The sequence below is a fragment of the Niastella yeongjuensis genome, assembly GCF_900110245.1.
GTDB lineage: Bacteria > Bacteroidota > Bacteroidia > Chitinophagales > Chitinophagaceae > Niastella > Niastella yeongjuensis.
On the sequence record NZ_FOCZ01000001.1, the window covers coordinates 278,723 to 296,997 of the forward strand.

22 protein-coding genes are annotated in these 18,275 nt (G+C 41.2%); 10 read left to right on the plus strand and 12 right to left on the minus strand.

Translation table 11 applies throughout. From position 1 onward, the window contains the following. Positions 1-48: 48 nt before the first annotated feature. The 5 genes from BMX95_RS01250 (at position 49) to BMX95_RS01270 (ending at position 3,778) form a co-directional block, all read left to right on the plus strand. A complete protein-coding gene (locus BMX95_RS01250) occupies positions 49-819 on the plus strand; it encodes a site-specific integrase (protein ID WP_165758884.1) in 771 nt (256 codons plus the stop codon). 19 nt (positions 820-838) lie between these two features. After that, positions 839-1,042 carry a tyrosine-type recombinase/integrase gene (locus tag BMX95_RS35795; protein ID WP_081199369.1) on the plus strand — a complete coding sequence of 68 codons (204 nt, stop codon included), beginning with the start codon at positions 839-841 and terminating at the stop codon, positions 1,040-1,042. Between the two features lie 671 nt (positions 1,043-1,713). Continuing rightward, a complete protein-coding gene (locus tag BMX95_RS01260) occupies positions 1,714-1,986 on the plus strand; it encodes a hypothetical protein (protein ID WP_081199367.1) in 273 nt (90 codons plus the stop codon). 201 nt (positions 1,987-2,187) lie between these two features. After that, positions 2,188-2,913 carry a hypothetical protein gene (locus tag BMX95_RS01265; protein WP_081199365.1) on the plus strand — a complete coding sequence of 242 codons (726 nt, stop codon included), beginning with the start codon at positions 2,188-2,190 and terminating at the stop codon, positions 2,911-2,913. Positions 2,914-3,292: 379 nt separating this feature from the next. Continuing rightward, complete coding sequence (locus BMX95_RS01270; RefSeq protein WP_081199363.1) at positions 3,293-3,778, plus strand: hypothetical protein; 486 nt, start codon at positions 3,293-3,295, stop codon at positions 3,776-3,778. Between the two features lie 119 nt (positions 3,779-3,897). On the opposite strand, the gene BMX95_RS01275 is transcribed toward BMX95_RS01270, so the two are convergent. Further along, positions 3,898-4,320, minus strand: coding sequence for a DUF3592 domain-containing protein (locus BMX95_RS01275; protein WP_081199361.1), 423 nt, complete (start codon positions 4,318-4,320; stop codon positions 3,898-3,900). Positions 4,321-4,777: 457 nt separating this feature from the next. On the opposite strand from BMX95_RS01275, the gene BMX95_RS01280 reads away from it, so the two are divergent. Both BMX95_RS01280 and BMX95_RS01285 read left to right on the plus strand, forming a co-directional pair. Then, complete coding sequence (locus tag BMX95_RS01280) at positions 4,778-5,074, plus strand: hypothetical protein (RefSeq protein WP_207631551.1); 297 nt, start codon at positions 4,778-4,780, stop codon at positions 5,072-5,074. A gap of 151 nt (positions 5,075-5,225) precedes the next feature. Continuing rightward, complete coding sequence (locus BMX95_RS01285) at positions 5,226-6,146, plus strand: hypothetical protein (protein ID WP_081199359.1); 921 nt, start codon at positions 5,226-5,228, stop codon at positions 6,144-6,146. A 57-nt stretch (positions 6,147-6,203) separates the two neighbouring features. Here BMX95_RS01285 and BMX95_RS01290 read toward each other — a convergent pair whose 3' ends face one another. Next, complete coding sequence (locus BMX95_RS01290) at positions 6,204-6,749, minus strand: hypothetical protein (protein WP_081199357.1); 546 nt, start codon at positions 6,747-6,749, stop codon at positions 6,204-6,206. A 58-nt stretch (positions 6,750-6,807) separates the two neighbouring features. Next, positions 6,808-7,425 (minus strand): DUF4231 domain-containing protein, encoded by a 618-nt coding sequence (locus tag BMX95_RS01295; protein WP_081199355.1) that lies wholly within the window; start codon positions 7,423-7,425, stop codon positions 6,808-6,810. A 329-nt stretch (positions 7,426-7,754) separates the two neighbouring features. On the opposite strand from BMX95_RS01295, the gene BMX95_RS01300 reads away from it, so the two are divergent. Further along, positions 7,755-8,459 (plus strand): DUF481 domain-containing protein, encoded by a 705-nt coding sequence (locus BMX95_RS01300; protein WP_165758883.1) that lies wholly within the window; start codon positions 7,755-7,757, stop codon positions 8,457-8,459. Positions 8,460-8,578: 119 nt separating this feature from the next. Beyond that, complete coding sequence (locus BMX95_RS01305) at positions 8,579-9,439, plus strand: glycoside hydrolase family protein (RefSeq protein WP_081199351.1); 861 nt, start codon at positions 8,579-8,581, stop codon at positions 9,437-9,439. 136 nt (positions 9,440-9,575) lie between these two features. Here BMX95_RS01305 and BMX95_RS01310 read toward each other — a convergent pair whose 3' ends face one another. The 8 genes from BMX95_RS01310 to BMX95_RS01345 all read right to left on the minus strand — a co-directional run bounded on the left by BMX95_RS01310 (position 9,576) and on the right by BMX95_RS01345 (position 14,622). After that, complete coding sequence (locus BMX95_RS01310) at positions 9,576-9,809, minus strand: hypothetical protein (protein ID WP_081199349.1); 234 nt, start codon at positions 9,807-9,809, stop codon at positions 9,576-9,578. Between the two features lie 218 nt (positions 9,810-10,027). Next, a complete protein-coding gene (locus BMX95_RS01315; RefSeq protein WP_081199347.1) occupies positions 10,028-10,870 on the minus strand; it encodes an SDR family NAD(P)-dependent oxidoreductase in 843 nt (280 codons plus the stop codon). A 10-nt stretch (positions 10,871-10,880) separates the two neighbouring features. Further along, entirely contained in the window at positions 10,881-11,969 is a 1,089-nt protein-coding gene (locus BMX95_RS01320) for an NAD(P)H-dependent flavin oxidoreductase (RefSeq protein WP_081199345.1), read from the minus strand. A 10-nt stretch (positions 11,970-11,979) separates the two neighbouring features. Beyond that, on the minus strand, positions 11,980-12,360 hold the full coding sequence (locus BMX95_RS01325; protein ID WP_242673094.1) for a nuclear transport factor 2 family protein: 381 nt from the start codon (positions 12,358-12,360) through the stop codon (positions 11,980-11,982). A gap of 73 nt (positions 12,361-12,433) precedes the next feature. Continuing rightward, a complete protein-coding gene (locus tag BMX95_RS01330) occupies positions 12,434-13,168 on the minus strand; it encodes an SDR family NAD(P)-dependent oxidoreductase (RefSeq protein WP_081199341.1) in 735 nt (244 codons plus the stop codon). Positions 13,169-13,172: 4 nt separating this feature from the next. Beyond that, positions 13,173-13,391, minus strand: a complete 219-nt coding sequence (locus BMX95_RS01335; RefSeq protein ID WP_081199339.1) for a tautomerase family protein — start codon at positions 13,389-13,391, stop codon at positions 13,173-13,175. Positions 13,392-13,419: 28 nt separating this feature from the next. Then, positions 13,420-13,938, minus strand: coding sequence for a YceI family protein (locus BMX95_RS01340; protein WP_081199337.1), 519 nt, complete (start codon positions 13,936-13,938; stop codon positions 13,420-13,422). A gap of 114 nt (positions 13,939-14,052) precedes the next feature. Further along, positions 14,053-14,622 carry a Crp/Fnr family transcriptional regulator gene (locus BMX95_RS01345; protein WP_081199335.1) on the minus strand — a complete coding sequence of 190 codons (570 nt, stop codon included), beginning with the start codon at positions 14,620-14,622 and terminating at the stop codon, positions 14,053-14,055. 156 nt (positions 14,623-14,778) lie between these two features. On the opposite strand from BMX95_RS01345, the gene BMX95_RS01350 reads away from it, so the two are divergent. Next, a complete protein-coding gene (locus BMX95_RS01350; RefSeq protein ID WP_081199333.1) occupies positions 14,779-15,531 on the plus strand; it encodes an SDR family oxidoreductase in 753 nt (250 codons plus the stop codon). An 85-nt stretch (positions 15,532-15,616) separates the two neighbouring features. Here BMX95_RS01350 and BMX95_RS01355 read toward each other — a convergent pair whose 3' ends face one another. Then, complete coding sequence (locus BMX95_RS01355) at positions 15,617-18,244, minus strand: glycoside hydrolase family 3 C-terminal domain-containing protein (protein WP_081199331.1); 2,628 nt, start codon at positions 18,242-18,244, stop codon at positions 15,617-15,619. Positions 18,245-18,275: the final 31 nt, after the last annotated feature.

Below are 18,275 nucleotides of genomic sequence, written 5' to 3' on the forward strand. Positions count from 1 at the left end.
ACACTCATTAAAGCCGACCTGCACAAAAAGTACCTGCAACTGGAAGCATTGGGTAAACCTATTACCGCTGAGATCTTAAAGAACCTGTACCTGGGCATTGATGAAAACCAGAAACATGTACAGGAAGTAATGAATTGCTATTATGACCGGTTTACAGAAAAGGTCAGCAGCGGTCAGAAATCGAAAAACTCCTTAAAGTGTGTACACACCACCCGCGAAAAAGTGAAGCTGTTTCTAAAGCATCAATTCAAACGTACAGATCTGCTACTGCGGGAAATAAGACCATCTTTTGCCGGAGACTTTGAGCATTTCCTGATGACGCATGAAAAAGGCTGCAGCAATACCGCTATGAGATATATCCGCATATTTAAGCGGATCTTAAAGTTTGCTGTTGATCAGGGCTGGCTATCTGCGCATCCGCTTGCTAGTTTTAAATGCACCTACAAAGAACCGGCACGTGAAAGGTTGACTATGGAAGAGGTCGCCGCCATTTACACAAAAGAAATCGACATGGACCGGTTAGCGGAGGTAAGAGATGTATTTATCTTTTCCTGTTATACCGGCTTTGCTTACCAGGATGTATTCAGCTTAACACCAGACAACATTATAACTGGTATCGTTGGTGAAAAGTGGATCGTTAAGAACCCTGCCAAAACCAGTATACCGGAACGGGTCCCTCTCCTACCCATTGCGCTGGACATATTGGACAAATACAAAAACCATCCCTGGTGCACCAATAAGAACCGTTTACTGCCTGTAAACAGCAATCAATGCTACAATGGCTATCTGAAAGAAAATAGCGATTATATGTGGTATTAAAAAGCATCTGACCAGCCATATGGCCCCGCACACGTTTGCCACCACAATCACCCTGGAACATGATGTTCCCATTGAGACGGAGAGCCAGTTGTTAGGGCATAAGAGCATCAAGACGACTCAGATATATGCAAAGGTTAGTCAAAAGAAGGTAAGTCAAAACATGAAGGTATTGAAAGAGAAACCGGCTGTTGTGACAAGTGAGGAAAAGACAGCTAATAGTTAAATCAGCATGTTGCTTTGTACGCATTGCTACAGGCTCCTTTCCTGGTTGAAAAGGAGCCTGTAATATTAAATAGACCTTCTGGCCTTAATGAATAGTTAGTGGCTAATTAAACAAAGTAATCTTTCTTTTGGCCCGCAACACTTGCCTTCACCGATAGTTGCAACAGTGCTGACCAAAAGAAAAAAGCAAGCACTGAGCTGAAAACGTCGATGGCCATTCAATTAAGCTTATCACAAAGAAGACTGCTCTAAGTTTTTAGTAGCAAGCTATGGTTTTGTCGGACCAAAACCTTTTTCCTCTCATCCGCCAGCCGGCAGATTCTAATACCAAGCACCCAATTATTCTCAAGTTTGTCTTTAATTTTTTACTAATATTACATGAAACGTTACGCTATGATACCAGAAGAACAATTAAAAATATCGTCTACAGGAACTGGCATTAAAGGGAGCGAAGATCATTGCACAGCAATCAGAAATCTCCTTTGTACAAGCTTACCAACAAGTTCAACGACTAAAGAAGACTTCGAAGGTAAATAAGTCATCAAAGAAAAGCAGATCGCAATTATAGAAACCCCTTGAAATAAAAATAATTTTTGGCTTATATTCGAGAGTTTGATTCAACAGTAACGAAGATCTGCTTAACCAATAAACGTTTCAACCAGGAATATATATATGCTTTTCGAACATCTATCTTTTCATGACTCTACCATTTTAGAAGTTAAAGAAGATACAAAAACACAAGCGCTAGATTTTTTGCTTGATTATCCAACTGACTGGGATAACAATATATTTGAAAATAAAATACTCCGATTTATAGACGCCATTGTATACATTAAAAAAGAAATTCCGTTCTTGGGACCGCCCGCTATTTTATCAATTAAACAGCTTCAATCACCTAAACATACTTATACGTTTGCCGACGGCACAACAGTCAGTTCGAAATAAAAAGTTGAGATTGTGACAACTGCGGGCAGTCGATTTATCGAATTCAATGAAGCAGAATTGCTGGACCTCTAAACCGTTTTCAACTTTACAACCCATGCATTATAATCATTTACTATAGGTACATTTCATATATCTTAACAACTTGCCCACAATAAATCCCTAAAGCGAACGATATAGAAAAAAGCAGCTCCTGGTTACTTTATGACTAACAAGCTTATATCAGCGATACTACTTATAGTATTGGCATTCTCTTGTAATACCAAACCGAATATAACTGATAATTATTCATTAAAAGACACCATTCTGGAAAAACACTTTAAAGCCATTGAATCATCGGATGATTTCGATTCTACAGACCTTAACTATAAAGTACTGAAAGCATATGTGAATAATGACACCTTATTTTTTAAAAACCTTGAATCAGACATTGTAGACAACGAAAGGTATAACAAACAATGGCAATCCATGGATAGTTGCATTCATCAATCTAAAATTCAGTCCATGGATGTAGACGAAGCATACAGATTTATTTATAGCGCTGCTTTTTGCCCTTATAAAATAAACGTTACTGTAAGTAAAAAAGCCGATAGTTCGAACCTTCATTTCATTTTATACCAATACAAATGGGACACTGCTGACTGCAACATTATTAGTGAATATGACAAAAAGCTAACTACCAAAAACTGGGAAGACATAACTGAATCATTAAGCACTAGTGATTTTTGGGGGCTTAAGAAAGATAATGGGGTACACGGCGTCGATGGCAGTTCGCTGACAGTAACAGGCTACAAGAACAGGGATTCGGTGTATAACAGACCTGCAAAATTTCATTACGTATATAGGTGGTCTCAGAATGTTTTAAGGGATCCCTTTCATTTAATACTTAAACTTTCTGGAAACCAAAAGGGATGTCTTTGGGTTAAATGATATAGAATTCAATTAATTTTATTACATCTCCTCCCAGCTTTACTATCCCAAAATTCTCTACCTTCGAGTCACTCAAGTTCTCCCATTTACTACATTTTTCAAGGTGACCTCCGAGGTTAGCAGCCCGAATCACCCTAACAAATGATTGATTTTAACCGGGTTTTAAAACTTTTAGTAGTCTGGACGAGACCACTCTCTAAGTCCAGATTTGTAGTAACGAAAGTTTTATACCCGTATAAAATGTTGATTTTGTACGGGTTTTTTGTTTTTGGGGGAGGAAGGTTTACCTGAACTTTTCAATTACTATATTGAAAAGGTTCCCATTGAAGTAAGCCTCCCGATTTACCGAACTGAAAAGCCTTCATAAAGCCGTTAACCTATGAGATCAGAAGAACAATGTAAGCCTTTGGAACGCTACTTATATGTCGATTCGCGATGGTCAGAAGCGGCTATTGAAATCTGGCAAAAAGAATGCATTAAAAGGCTTGCGACCAGGGAAAAAGACAGTTATTATGACAAGTTCATTAACTGGAAAAGTAGAGAAAATGAAATAGCCGTATTCACTTTGTACGCCTATGCCGATTTCCCTATTCCCAAACGTTTCGATTGCATTTTTCAAATAGGCAATCCGGAAATTTATATAAATACAGAATTTCAATTGACTCAATCAGTCTGGGAAGGTTGGTTTCCAATTGGCAATATAGACCATGGACATAAACATCTTGTCGTTTTGGAGTTTGTTGACAAGGTTCCGGATATTTTTAACTCCTTACACCTTGAAAATAACAGATCATCAACTGTACCCAAGCCACATCTTGCGTTGGGCCTGTGTCAGTTCTCTGATCTGACTGAGATTACAAAATGACAAAATAAAACACGGTTACTGAAGGAAAGGTATGGTAAAATTTTCTATCCAATTCTTACACTGGATTTACCCGGGTAACGATAGTACCCTTTGCTTATTCACGATTAAGAAATCAGATTCTAGCCACCAATATCAGGTAAAAAAAATATTCCGGCAAAAATTCCTAGAAAAATAAATAAGAGAAAAAAGATCTTAACTACAAGAAAGGCAAAAGCTCCCGTTTCATTAATAATAACCCGACTGATATTTTCGGGGTCATATATTAAATTTACTTTCTTCCCGAGGTCTGGTTGATCCATTTTTGAATCAGTAAGCACATATCTACATATTGTATTATCATTAGTTGTGAATTCTATTATTCCCTTATATGATTTGAAATTATCTAAATCTATGCATTCTTCAACATCCACTATAGATCCTACCGTTTTTACTCCATGCTTTTTTAGATGGAAATATAAAAGCAACTCCTTAAATAGTGGAGCTAACATATATTTAACCAAAAGCGTTAAAAGGGTTGTTATGCCCGCAATCTTAAGAATCATAATGTAAGAATATTAGATCAAGGGTAAATTATTTGACTATACGATATGGGTAATCGGACCTTACAAAACACCTCTATTTTCTTATTACCCGCATACAAGATAAAAAACAAAAAGCTATCATAAGCGATAGCTTTTTATTTAAACACAATTTAATCAGGAATATACTCACCGTACAATAACTCATCTCGGCACTGGCTGTATTCAATTTTTCGCAATCGGTTTATTGATCGATTATCCTTCCAATATGTACGGCGTGTAGATTCATCCATATAACTTTCAACATCATTTAATTAGTCTGTAATGATACTGTCCTTATATAGTATTCGCAGTTGATCAATAGCTGTTTTTGCTATTTGATAACCTAATGAATCGGACTTAATGTCAGGACTTCTGAAAAAAAGATATTGTACAGGTCTTTTATTAGTTTTACCTTGTTAACACAACTGTTCTATTTAAAATGAACCTAATTCCCAAACAAATTGGCAACGCTAACCTTATTGCTTATTTGATTTTAACTTCTAATCATAGTAAAACGAATAATACAAAGCATTATGTCGGCGGACAACTATTAACAGACATCCGCATACTTGCCATTTGCAAATATGAAGATGCGCCTGGTTACTATCTGTTTTACTGCGGTGCCGATTGGAACGAATTTACCGACACCTATCACGATTCTATAGAAGACGCTATCGATCAGGCAGAATTTGAGTTTGCAAACACCCATAGCGACTGGATATTTACCCGAAAATGAGGGCCATGTCCGTATATACCATTTTAATATGCCCTGAACGTAACGGATGGATAAATTTCATAATTCCCTAAAGACTCCTTCTCAATTTTTTGGGTATCTTCGGCTACTCATTTATTCAATACCGCCTTAATTAAATTACACTACACTATTTATGCAAAAGAGAATTTTAACCCTTTGCCTGGCAATTGTATGTTCTTTAACAGCCATATCACAGTACGCTGATATAAGAGCAGCTATCCAAAAACAACAGTTTAACAAAGAAACCATCGACCAGTTAAAGGCAACAACCACCGTATTCTTCTATTCCAAAGAACAGAAATCGGAAATCGAGTCTATTAAAAAGGCAGTCACAGACGGATGGAATTTAACCCCGCTGGTCTTTGATGAGATCAGCCGTTTTGAGAAATATGCTTCCGATCCAAAATACTCCTATTTTATTATTGAAGGTTTTACGAAAGAATCAGGTTCAGTGAGCGCAACACATTATTATTTAAATCTGCGCCTGTTCAAAGATGTGAGCAAAAAAGGAAAGATCTCTACAACGGGTTTATGCCGGGTTGAACTGTACCCAAACACACAAACCCTAAGAATGGGTTATGGAAAAGCAGATGAGGTAATCGATAATTTATACACCAAGGGTGGTTTTTACAACTGGAGCCCTATACTCTTAAAAGCGCAGCTGGAAGTGGTGGCAACTAACCTGCAAAACAATATTAAACCAGCCCATTATGATGAAATTAAGGACGATAATCTTACCAATATCCTTTCCTCAGATACCTTGTATATACCCAAGACACTACTTATGAGCTTCAATGCTCTATCAGGGAAAGAGAATGAAAAACCCGAAACCATTTTTAACGGCTACCGTTATAAATACAGGATCTGTACTGATGAAGAATTATTCGACATTTTTGAAATCAGTAAAAGAGGCAGACTTCTATTTGAGTATGTGAAGAGCTCTACCGATAAATTTATAACCATATACGACTTACAGCAAAAAAAGGCAATCTACAGAAATTATGTAGCTGTTAGTTATAACCTGAAAAGCAAGGACATTGAAAGCATAAAATAACGGATGCCATTAATTTTTGTTCAAGACCTGTATAAGGAATTTATACGGGTCTTGTTTTTATTGAACATCCAGTTCTTTCCTAATTATCTGTTTGGCATTCTTTCTATCAGCCTTTCGTTGTATGGATTTATATTTTGCGGAATAGTCATTCTTATCAGAATGAAACCACATATTCGAATAAGAAAAGAATGATCCTTTTTTGATCATCAATCCATTAAGCGGGCAATCATCACGGCCACAGTCATGTTTTGAATAGATCCCGAAGCTCCGATGTTTGATCCTTTTTTGGGTGAGAATCTTTTGCTGACTGGTTTTAATATCTTCCCAGATCTGACTTTCATCTGCTTTTGTCAGTTCCTGACCCAAAGTAATTACATCGAAATAAGTGCCGGGGTCTTTGAGTTGTAGAAACTCGAAGAATTTTACAAAATAGGTATGGGCAAATTCCCGGACTTCAATTTTTTCACCAAGGGTGAGCTTTTTATTTTCGATAATAGAACGGTAAAGGCCAAGGGTATTGAAGTCCGTATACTTTTTATGGTTCTCGATGTAAAAGAGATATTCTTTTAAGGTTAGTTTGTTGAATGGCTGGGAAATTTTCATAGCTGATACTTGTTACCAGCAATCAAATTAGTGATTTATCCGGAAACCGCAAATAGGCTTAAGCCGGTGCTCCATCAGCCGTCTTTGAAGCAACACTCAGGTTTACACTACTCGCGTCGCCAGTATGATCATGTTTTGGATCTTTCTTGTCATCCGGCTTCTGCTCTTCTTTTAAAATCTTTTGTATATAAGTATGAATTTGCTCCTCCTTGATTTTTGCAATATTGCCCATAAACTTCTTGAACGCTCCTCCGTTATGATTGTCGAACCCGGAATAACCATCCGATAGTGCAAGGAACCTGTTTCCCTCAATCTTTAAAGATTCGGCAATAAATCTAAAATGTCGCCAACGGTCATTGAACCTATACGAATGGTTGATTGAGATGGATAAACTTACCAAAACTCCGAGTATGGAGCCGATTGTGGTAGCCCATCCATTTTCTTTTAAGATGTCCAAACTTAATACCACCGGAATTATAGCGCCGGCAATGATAGCGGTTAGGTTTAGTAAATTGTACCTGAGATAGTTTGTTTTTGTCAAATGCTCCATCATTGCAATTGACTTTATCCAATCAGTTCCCAGCTGCTTCTTTTTTACATCATCTAATGGAAGTGCATTTATAACTTCATTAGTTTCTTCAAGCCATCCATTGATCAGCTTTCGAAATTTTCTCATTGTCGATGTATTTGAGTGTGATTATGAAATTACTTCTTCCCTACCTACTTAACCCACCGTTAAAACACCCTTTTTTTAGCCAATTGATATAAGCTTATTTTTTAATACACCCCAATCCGGGGAAGAAACCAAGATAAGGGCAGGCAACAATTTTGGCGCCCTTGAAGGAAATATTGCGGGTAAAGTAAAAGTATTTAATGTTGCCCGGCACGTGCTAAAAAAATCCGGCTACGAACGACCCTATTTTTTATATGAAGCCTGATCACCTGTATATTTGACCAATGAGTAAGCTTGTAACGTGTGCCTTATTGATAACAATATGCCTGTGTATGATGCAGCTGACTGGGTTCTCCCAGTTCAGTGATACCGTTCACTATTACGTTAATTTTTCAGGAACGGGCAATTTGAATAGAACGAATACTACAGGTTCAACTTACCTGCTTAATAACACCTTGCAATTCCAGGTTAATAAAAAAAAGTTCTCCATCAACAGCCTGGCCAGTCATGTTTATGGCAAGAACGCTACCGTAAAAACAAATGATGATTTTCTGGGAATACTTAACCTGGACATATTGAAGGGTATACAAAAGTTTTATTACTGGGCGCTTACCAGTTATGAGAAAAGTTTTTCCTTAAAACTTGATAACCGGTTTCAGGCCGGCGCCGGCGTGGGCTATACTTTTGTAAACATAGATAAAGCCAACCTGGAAGTAAGCGACGGGGTTCTATTTGAAACTTCTGATTTAAGTATTCCCGATGCGCACGGTCAAACCAGTTACCAGACTCTTCGCAATTCTTTGCGGGTGAAATACCGGTTTATTATTAAAGAAATGTTCCGTTTCGATGGCATCAACTTTTATCAGCCATCCTTTTCTGATGGCAATGATTATATCCTGAAATTAAAAGCCAACTTCTCCATCAAGCTGTATAAATGGCTCAACTTCACTACTACGTTCAACTACAACAGACAGAACATAACAAACACAGAGAATTTATTTTTAAGTTATGGATTGAGTATGGAAAAGTTCTTTTAACCGCGGCCATACATAACATATTTATTAAATATCTATACTATTAAAGGTGGCACCAATATTGCTGCTAACGGGCAGCAATAATTTATTTTTAATCCGTCTTTGAAAAATCTAAATCTAGAATGACCCGCTATTATTTGATTCCTGCCCTGGCAATGGTTTTATTCCTGGGCGCTTGTAAAAAAGACTCCGATTCATCAGACAATCCTGCACAAGGTTCCGGTAAAAAAGGAGCAGACTTTTCCACCAACATGAAATACGGCACCTGGAATGGCGATGTACTGGCCCTGAAACCTTTCTGGTATTATACCTGGGGAAAAGAGCTGAATAATGGTTCTCCACAAAATTGTGAGTTTGTTCCCATGTTCTGGGGTAAGGACGATGTGAATGCCACTAATATAGCAGCTGTGAAAAAGCTGAAAGATGATGGTAAAATAAAATATGTTTTGGGTTTTAATGAACCCAACAATGCCGGCCAATCCAAAATGACTGTATCACAGGCATTGCAATTGTGGCCGCAACTGGAAAGCCTTGGCTTACCTCTGGGTAGCCCCGCTGCCGACTGGCCTACCAATCCATGGATCTATGAATTCCTCGACTCCTGTAAAGCACAGGGCAAGCGCGTTGACTTTATTTGTGTACATATCTATAACAGCCTTGACACAAGTGTTTACCTCAACACATTGAAGGAGGTATACAATAAATACAAACTTCCGATCTGGATCACAGAGTTTGCCCCAGCTGACTGGAACGCTCAAACAAAGGCCGACAATCCTTATACACCTGCGCAGGTTCTCGCCTTTATGCAAGCCATTCTGCCCAAACTGGAGGCACTGGATTATATAAAACGTTATGCCTGGTTCTCCGGCGATCCCACCAGCCCACAGATGTGGTCTTCTGCTTTAATAGACGCAAATGGGAATTTAACAGAGCTGGGTAAGTGGTACGCCAACTATCAACCTAATAATACTATTGCAAAGTAGCTTTAGCTGTTTGTACAAATGATTGCAAAAGCCCTCCCGATGCATCGGGAGGGCTTTTGTTTATTGCTACAAAAAAATTAGTCCCAGCGGTATCGCCGGGACTAATTTAATACGTTTTGCTAATGTACCAACCGCCTTACTGTGCTGCTTCTTCTTCGATTGCTTCTGGTGCAGTTTCATCAGCTGCAGTTTCACTTGAAACTTCTTTTGCAGGCTTAGCCTTCTTTGCTGATTTGTCAAGAATTTTTTCAAGGGCGCCGATAGCTTCCTGGAGAGGTTTTAATTTACTCATTATCTCCATTTCTTCGTCTTTCAACTTTTTTAATGCGTCTACCACGGGATTTTCTTTTACAATGGTTTCTTTGGCCATAGTTTGTTTTTAAGGTCGCTAAAATACATTCTTAATTGGAAAGGATAAATACTCCAGCCCCTCCCATAGCAAGTATTTTTTATCACATTCCGTGACAAATGATAATTAATATCTTATGTGAAATTCTTAATTAGGGAATTAAACCGGTTCCTGGTAGATTTCATTTAATTCCTGCCTTTTTGCCCGAAGTTTTAGCAGCACCCGTCAAATACGCATATTCACTTTGTATAATCTGCGGAGATACTGACCGTCTTCCATTCTTCCAGTGAGTCGGTCATTGTTTTTAATTTTCCTGCAACCCGGTTATAGGCATCCTGTCCCAAATATAAGTGCAGCGGCGGCTGGCTGCTTTCTGCCAGTTCCATAAATATTTCTGATGCCTTTTCAGGATCACCGGGCTGAATACCATTGCCATCCAGATAGCGTTTTGCCGTGTCTTTAACGGCCTGATAACCGTCTATCTTGCTTTCCGTATAAGCGAGTGAATCGTGGGTGAGGAAACCGGTACGGAAACCTGAGGGTTCTACTACCGTTACATGAATGCCAAACTCTTTAAGGTCCAGCGCAAGCACCTCTGAAAAAGCGGCCAATGCTGCTTTGGTTGCGCTGTAGATAGCCCAGCCTGGTGCGCCTACAAACCCGGCCACCGAGCCAATATTTATAATGTACCCTGAGCGTTGTTCACGCAACAGGGGGAGAATTTTCTTAACAACATTGACTGCTGCAAAAACATTCACATCAAAGATCTTCCTGATATCCTGCTCTGCAATTTCTTCTACTGTTCCCGTCATACCATAACCGGCGTTATTCACTACCACATCGATACGGCCGAATACCTGCAGTGTTTGCTGAACAGATTCATCAATACAATCCAGGTTATTCAGATCAACTACCAGGGGCAGGAACCGATCTGCATCTATAACGCCTACTGCTTCTTTTAACTTTTGTACGTTGCGGGAAGTAGCAGCTACCCGGTAACCACTGGCCAGTAGTTTTTTAACCAGTATTAGCCCGAGCCCCTGTGAGGCACCGGTAACATACCAAACTTTTGAGGTGTTCATACAATTCGTTTTAATGTGTTTTTACATCATTGAAGCAGGCATTGGTTTCTTCAATCAACGAATCCATTAGTTGTTTTGCTTTTCTGTGTTTTAGTACCGGAGCTATTTGTCCGCCCCAGAATAAGATCATATCCCATTTCTGTCTATCGAGGGCTGCCTTTCTCAATGATGACATGAATGTGGTTTGCAAGGGGAACGGGAGGAATTGGTTTTCTTTACCGGATAGTTCTTTCGCTATTCTGCTGGTAATTCCACGACCCAGCCTGCCAGTAAATGCCCTTGACAAGGAGGTGTATTTGGCCGCATTGGAAAACAACATTTCCCTATGGATGGGCAGGGCATTCGATTCTTCAGTTGCCAGAAATGCCGTACCTATCTGTGCAGCATCGGCGCCTAATGTTAAGGCGGCTGCAATACCGCGGCCATTGGCGATACCGCCTGCAGCAATGATAGGTGTTTTTATTTTTTCTTTCAGCAATTGCACCAGTACAAAAGTTCCGGTGGTTGATGCTTCTGCCGAAGCCATAAATGATGGGCGGTGACCGCCTGCTTCAAAACCTGAAGCAATGATCATATCCACACCAGTTTGTTCCAGAGCGATCGCTTCATCGAGCGTAGTTGCGGCACCAACAGTTACAATACCAAGTTTACGGAACTGTTCCAATACAGCTGGTGGCAGGGTGCCAAACATAAAGCTGAATACTTTGGGACGAATATCTAATATTACCTGCAACTGGTTTTGGAATCGCGATGCAAAAGGCGCCGGTTTTGCAGGCAAAGGAATACCGGCTTCATCAAAATAAGGTTTGAATAATTTTGTTGTCTGCGCGTACTGTTCATCGGTTATACTGCCATTAATGGCATCGGTATCGGATACCCACAAGTTTATATTGTAGGGTTTGTTAGTGGCGGCTTTGATCTGCTTGTCAATATCATAAATTTCCTGTGGACTCATTGTATATGCACCGTAACCTCCCAGTCCACCGGCATTGGATACTGTAGCTACCAGTTCAACTGATGACAGGTTACCGCCGAAGGGACCTTGCAGGATCGGGTAATCGATTCCCAATGTTTCCGTTGCTTTTGTATTGTACCACATGGCTGTTAATTTATTTGTTTGTGTCGCTGATCATTTTGTTTACGATGAACCATTTACCATCGATCCGGTGGAAAGAAAGGAATTCATGATAATCAAAATCGTACATCTTAACCGTTACCTCTGCAATAGCAATTGAGTTAACTGCTTTAATATTCAGGACGGTTCCCTTAAATGGCTTTCCTGAATCTTTTGGGCTTTGGCGATTCTTAACTCCGTCCAGGTATACATCCAGTGTTTTGGCATAGGGCTGTCCTTTTACATCGCCAAAAAGCAAGGTACCGGGATGAAAGATCTTGCTCAGTAAGTTGATATCACCTTCATAGATACCTTTGAAATAGTATTCTTCCAATGCGTATGCAATTGCTGCAGAATCTGTTTGAATGGTTTTCATTGTTGTAGTGTTTTGTGCTTTGCTGCTCCCGCTTTGCGGGAACAACAAAGCTATAAATAAGATAATTACCATATTAATTCAAATTATGACCGGCGCCGAAACCTCCATCAACATTTATAATAGCACCACTGACGAAGTTGCTTTTGGCAACGGTATAGATCATTTCAGCTACGTCTTCTGATTCACCGATCCTGTTAACCAGGTGTATACCGGCTGTTTGATCTGCGTTGTCACCGTGCATGGGGGTACGAATGGTACCGGGAGCAATGGTATTAACCCGGATGTTCTGTTTGCCAAATTCTGCTGCCAGTTGCAAGGTCAATGCATGAATGCCTCCTTTGCTCGCCATGGGTGCGGTAATAGGAACTCCGCCCAATGCGTGATAAACCAGTGGTGTTCCTATGTTGATCACTACGCCACCATGTTGTTTGAGCATTTGCGGAACAACTGCCTGGGTGGTAAAGAAGGTCCCCTTCAGGTTGGTAGTTAAAAAGCGATCGAGATATGCCTCATCTACCTCCAGAAAAGGTTTGGTTTCAAAGATACCAGCATTGTTTACCAAAACGTCTGCTGAACCAAACTTTTCTACAGCTATGGCTACCAGCTTTTCACCGGTTGCTTTTTTACTTACATCACCGGCAACCATAGCCAGGTTGGGTCCTGCACCTAACTCCTGGTAAGCTTTTTCCAGCTTTTCCTTTGTAGTTGAATTAATTACTACGTTATCACCTCTGTCTAGGAAGTATTTTGCTGTCGTTAAGCCTATTCCAGAAGAGGCACCGGTTATTATGACTGTTTGTTTTTTCATGCTTTTATTTTTTATCGGCTGTTATGCCTTGTTCACGTAATATGGAGATCTGTTCGCCTGCCCATCCCCAGTTGTCTGTATCTACTTCTTCAATGGCGATGTGTGTTAATTGTGGATCTTTGTTCAGTACTTCTGAGATCACATTTGTTACACCTTTTATCAGTTCTCTCTTTTGTTCACGGGTCACGCCTTCACGGGTAACTAATATCTTTACGAATGGCATATAGGTAAGTTTAGGGCAAAAGCCGCTGTTAAGCAGCTTTTGCAGTGATGTTTACATTTAAATCGAAGTCATTGTAGATAAGGGTGTCGCCCAGGTTGGTAAAGAAGTTTCCTGAACGGAATTTGATACCATATTTGGTACGGTCAACCACTATTTTACCAGTAGCAGTAAGGGTATCGCCTGCGATGCTCACGTTTGCATCGAAGCTAATCGGATGGGTGATGCCTTTAATGGTCAGGTTTCCGCTAACCTGGTTGTTATTTACCGTTGTGATCTCGAAGTTTGCTTCGGGGTACTGATCGATAGAGAAGAAATCATCTGAAGCCAGGTGACCATAAAATTGAGCGTTGGTAGCGGGGTCGGTTACATCCAGGATCTTGATGGATGCGGTGTCGATTACAAATTTACCACCTGTTAATTTACCTTCACTTACTGAAAGGTTACCATTTTTAACGCCGATTGTTCCCCAATGTGCGCCGGTTACTTTTCTACCTGTCCAGTCAATGTTGCTTTGTGCAATTGCGATCTCGAAATTTTGATTTTTCATTCTTTGTGTGTTTTTAATTACCACACAAAGGTGCAACAGATTAACGGCGGGATTGCGTGAGGTAGATCACATTTGAATGAGAACCAGTGATTTGTGATGTAGATCACATTTTCATCAATGATGCAGGCGGCTGAGCGTTTCCCTTGAAACACCAAGGTAGGCCGCTATCAATTGTTTGGGAACGATCTGGTAAAGTTCAGGATATTGTGCCATCAGCTCTTCATAGCGGTGTTTCACGTCGTTGTTCATCATGCTCAATAATCTTTTCTGCGAAGCCACATAGCCCTTATTCGTTCGCCAGCGAAAGAAATGCTCCGCCTGGTGGATCTCTTTGCACAACGCTTCCCGATTTTCGTTTGACAGGCTAAGCACTTCTGCATCGGTAATACAATCCACGCTGATGGTCGCCTTGGCGCCCGTATAGAGGGCATTAAAATCCGAGGTCCACCAGGTAGGCATTGCAAACTGGAGAATGAACATTTTCAGGTCATCATTTATATAGAAGGATTTAAGACAGCCGCTGAGTACGAAATATTCGCGGTCGACCCTGTCACCTGCGGCAATAATGGTTTGCCCTTTTTTAAAGGACCTTAACTCAAACCGGTTGAAGAAATTCTCAAATTCTTCCTCGGTAAGCGTGGCAATCTTGGCTACATGTTCTTTCAGGATCTGTTTTGGTTGCATAGCGTATTAATTAGAGCGGCCTGGACAGCAAATGTAGTTAATCTTAGAAATTTGTAACTCTTGCTGTAATCCTTGTACGTTCCAGGGATCGTTCATAAGCCATCTTTGTGTAACAAAACAAAGAAAATAAATCAAAAACATTTAAAACAACAACTTATGAACTCCTTAAAAAACAAAGTAGCGTTAATTACCGGATCAGCAAGAGGATTGGGTAAAGCCATTGCAGAACGTTATGCTGCCCTGGGCGCCGACATCGTAATCAACTATTCCCGCGATAAAGCTTCTGCTGAAGAGGTAGTGAACAATATCACAGCCATGGGCGCCCGCGTTATCGCCGTTCAGGCCGATGTAAGCAAAGTAGCCGATATCAAACGTCTTTTCGAGGAAGCTAAAAAAGCATTTGGCAAGATCGACATCGTAGTGGCCAATGCCGGTATTGAAATGGTTGAAACACCGGTTACTGAATTTACCGAAGAACAATTCGACCGCCTGTTCTCTATCAATTCTAAAGGTGCTTATTTCACTATGCAACAGGCAGCGCTGACTGTAGAAAACAACGGCCGCATCATATACATCGCATCCAGTACCACCGCCTTTCCTATTCCTGGTATGGCCATTTATGGTGGCAGCAAAACCGTTCCCCGCTACCTGGTTGATGTATTGTCAAAGGAAATTGGCCATAGGGGTGTAACGGTTAATACCATCATTCCTTTTGCCGTAGACCACTCCGGGATCTTTGCTGATCCTAACAGCTATCCTGAACTGAGAAAATCATTAATCGACAGCTGTCCCATGCATCGCCTGGCTGAAGTGGAAGACGTGGCCAATATTGCCGAGTTCTTCGCCAGTGATTTGTCTTCTTTTGTAAACGGTCAACACCTGCTGGTTAATGGTGGTGCTACTCAATAACCCCCGGCCCTTAAAAGGGGCTTAATAACTATAAATAGAAATGCTCACCCCGCCTTTTGCGGAGTGAGCATTTCGGGCGTTGTGCCTATTTTATGGTAAGTTCTTTTTTTATCACATTCCCGCTTGTTGTATTCGGTTCATCGGGCTGGCTACTGCCCACACTTATTTGCACCTTACCAACCAGGGGATTTCGCTGGCCGCTGGCGTCTACATAGGAAAGATCATCGGGTTGTAAAACAAAACTAATTACTTTACTCTCCGCAGGGCGCAGGGTTATCCGTTGATATCCTTTTAATGTTTTGAGGGAGGTTTGAATAGTAGTATTCTGATTTACTACGTATAACTGCGCTACTTCATCCCCTGCCAGTTTACCGGTGTTGGTAACCCGTACCGTAACCTTAACGGTTTTTCCTTTTTGAACGGCAGCAGGTATGGTTAATTGATCGTAGCGGAATGTTGTATAACTAAGACCATATCCAAAACCGAACAACGGCTTACCGGTAAAATACCGGTAGGTGCGGTTCTTCATAGTGTAGTCTTCAAATGAAGGCAGGTCATTGTCGCTGTTGTAAAAAGTTACCGGTAAACGGCCCGATGGATTATAATTGCCAAACAATACATCGGCCAGTGCTGTGCCTGCGGCTTGTCCGCCATACCAGCCATTTACAATGGCTGGTATATTTTCAGACTCCCAGGGCGTAGCAAGCGCGCTGCCTGTCATCATTACAAAAACAACCGGTTTACCGCTTGCCTGCAAGGCTTTCATTAATTCGGTCTGAATGGCAGGAAGTAAAATAGAAGTGCGGTCGCCCCCTTTAAATCCGGGATCGCTTACTTTCATTTCCTCCCCTTCCAATTGTGGAGAAATGCCACCAGCGAAAATGAAAGCATCGGCATCACCGTATTTTTTTACCAGCGCATTAAAATCCGTTACAGCCGGATGACCTGTATGCATTTTTATAGTAGCCTTGCCTTCGCCCTGCCAGTATTCCAATACCAGGTTATATACTGAATCCTTTTGCGTTGTCAGCGTGTAAGACGCAATGTCTCTTGGTTTTCTGTTCCAGCTATTGAGGACCGTTTTTCCATTTACAGTGAAACGGTATCCGTCATCGGCTTCCACTTCAAAAGTAATAGCACCATCTGTGGTTGCTTTGTAGTTGGTTATATAACGGGCAGAAAAATCATTGGCCCGAAGATTCCCTACGGCATTTTCTCCTTCCTGCCAGTCATGCTCCACGTGTTGTTCAAAAACAGTGGCCACTGGTTCTCCATTCAACTCCCGGTTGTTGTAATATATGGCCTTTATACCAGGCTTGCCATCTATAGAACAGGTGCCGCTGATGTCATCGTATTCCAGCACATTATTATTGGTATAGTTAACTGCCTTTTCATAAACCACCTGCGTAGTTGCACCGGTTTTCTCTTTTATTCCCTGAAATAAGGTGGTTAATTTAGAAGGCGTGCCACTGTAATTACCCAATGGTGCAATTACATTGATGGCATTAGGCCCTAACACTACAATTTTCTTCAACCCTTTCTTCAAGGGCAATGTATTGTTTGCATTTTTCAGTAATACAATGGATTCGTGCGCCATTAATAAGGCGTGGTTTCCATGTGCTACGGACTCCAGTTCAGTAGCAGGTGTTTGGGCATATTTCACCATCGATGGCGGATCGAACATACCCAGGCGGAAGCGGATCATAAATAACCGCTTTACCGATACATCAATTTGTTTTTCGGTGATCTTATTTTCTTTCACTGCCTGCACCAATGCCTTGTATGCTTCATTTCCGCAATCGATATCTGTTCCATGAAATACGGCATCGGCCGATGCGGCTGCCGCATCCGGATGTGTTTTATGATTTCTATAAAAATCATCGATAGCGCCACAGTCTGACGTTACATAGCCTTTAAAACTCCACTGGTTACGTAAGATGTCTGTCATTAAAACATCGCTGGCACAACAGGGCTGTTTTCTAAAAGCGTTATAGGCGCACATAACGCCGGCTACTTTTGAGACGGTCACCAGTTTTTTAAATGCCGGCAGATAAGTATCCCACATATCGTACGGGCTTACGTCCACATCAAATACATGTCGTGATGGCTCAGGCCCGCTGTGCACAGCATAGTGTTTGGCGCAGGCTGCAGCTTTCAGGTATTTGGGGTCATTGCCCTGCAAGCCTCGCACAAATGCATCGGCCAGGGTGGCAGTGAGGTAAGGATCTTCCCCATAGGTTTCCTGTCCGCGGCCCCAGCGGGGGTCACGGAAAATATTTATGTTGGGCGTCCAGTAGGTAAGTCCCAGGTAACGGTCTTTTGTTTTGCCCGCCGCTATGGCTTTGTTATGAATCACGCGGCCTTCCACGGCTGAGTAATCGGCCATTTTATAAAGCGCCGCTGTATCCCAGGTGGCGGCCATGGCAATAGCCTGCGGATAAACAGTGACGTTGTACGGCGTTCTTGCCACGCCGTGCAATGTTTCATTCCACCAGTCGTACGCCGGAATGCCGAGCCTGGGTATAGCTGGCGCGGCGTTGAGCATTTGTGCCACTTTTTCTTCCAGCGTCATGCGGCTTACGAGGTCGTTGACCCGTTCTTCGAAAGTAAGGTGATAATCCTGATAAGTAGGTTTACTGTTTTGCGCCTGCCCATGTATAACCAGCAGCAAGCAGCCCAGTAATGGATAAAGAAGAGCGCGTGTAATTTTCATATGCAAGTTGCCTTTTTGGCCTCCTCAAAAT